The organism is Algihabitans albus (genome assembly GCF_003572205.1).
GTDB lineage: Bacteria > Pseudomonadota > Alphaproteobacteria > Kiloniellales > DSM-21159 > Algihabitans > Algihabitans albus.
In genome coordinates this window covers 1-1,443 of sequence record NZ_QXNY01000016.1, presented here as the reverse complement: position 1 = coordinate 1,443, position 1,443 = coordinate 1, and the positions used below count along the sequence as shown (strand labels likewise).

1 protein-coding gene is annotated in these 1,443 nt (G+C 66.3%); it reads right to left on the bottom strand.

The window, feature by feature from the left end:
• Nucleotides 1-1,443: right-handed parallel beta-helix repeat-containing protein (locus DBZ32_RS21950; RefSeq protein WP_208539364.1), on the bottom strand; the 1,443-nt coding region annotated here is incomplete at both ends.

The following is a 1,443-nucleotide window of genomic DNA, read 5'->3' as shown; positions in this document are numbered from 1 at the left end:
CGCCGACGATGGTCAAGGTGCCGCTCAGACTTGCGAAGGCAGCGCCGTCCAAGGTGAGCTTCTGCTCGTCCGCCGTGACCACACGGGTCAACGCGCCGAAGCCTTCGATCCGCACGTCGCCCTCGAAGCCCGAGAGATCCAGGTCCGTGACGCCGGTACCCGTGAGGTCGACGGCAAGCACGCCGCCGTCGAGGGTGAAGATCGCATCTACGCTCGGCAGCAGGAAGCTGCTGTTGGCGAAGCTGTTGGCCGCGACCAGATCCGCCTCGTCATAGGCGCCGGCGCTGTCGAGAACGGCCGTGCTGCCGCCCTCGGCATCGAAGGCGTTACCGGTTATCGCGAGACCGCCGGACCAAAGCTCCAGCATCGCGAAGTCGGCCGTGCCCTCGAAGTTGTTGCCGCTGACCGTTCCGCCGCTGGCTTCGATCCCCAGCAGCAGGCCGGCGTTGTCGCCACCCGTGAAGCTGTTGTCGATGAAGTTGACCTCGACGGAGGCGCGCGAGGCGCCGAGGCTGGCCTCGCCGTTGTTGTAGGCCACTGCCGCCGGCCCGTCGCCCGACAGGCTGTTGTCACGAACCGTCAAGCCGTCCTGTCCGCCGCCCGTCAGCAGCGCGTGACCGCTGCCGCCGGTCAGGCTGTTGCCCTCGACCGTGATGTCGCTGTTGCCCTCGACCACATAAAGGGCCGCGAGATCGTCAGTTCCCGCCGCGATCGTGAAGCCGTGATCCGCCGAGCCGAGCGTGACGCCCTCGACGCCGGCCGCGATCCGCACGGCGGAACCCTGGCTGACCCCGGCGCCCTGAATAGTGACGCCCTCGGGGCCGTTCTCGCTGAGTAGCGTCACCGACTTGTCTATGACAACCGGTCCGTAGGTGCCGTCCTTCACGAGGATGGTGTCGCCCTCGTCGGCGTTATCGATCGCTTCCTGGATGGTGAGGTAATTCCCGCTGCCGTCGGCCGCGACGATGATGTTGGCCGCAACCTCCACCCGGATGTCGGACTGCGCGACGGTCTCGCCGTCGGTGTCGACCACTTCCAGGCTCATGTCGTAACTGCCTGGCAGATTGGGGTCGAAGACCGCGTCGGAATCGAAGAGATCGGCCCAGCCCAGGTTCTGCGAGCCCTGTATCCCCTGAGTTCCGCCGGAGGCATCCGCATAGCCGGTCTGATCGCCGGAGGCCGGTAGCTCGAAAGACACGACCTCTTCGACCCGATTGCCGTTCACATCGGTGAAATCGACGGTGAAGCGAAGGGTGTAGCCGGAGAGGTCCTGGCCGGCGTAGCTGACCACACTGAAGTCGAAGTTCCACTCCGCTCCCGTGCTCCCGCTGCTCGGCGAGACACTGACCCCGGTCTCGGCCCGGTAGGTCGCCCCGTCCGTCTCCAGGTCACCGGTAAAGCGGCCCTTGGCCTTGAGCGCGACCTCGATTCCCACTTCCGTGT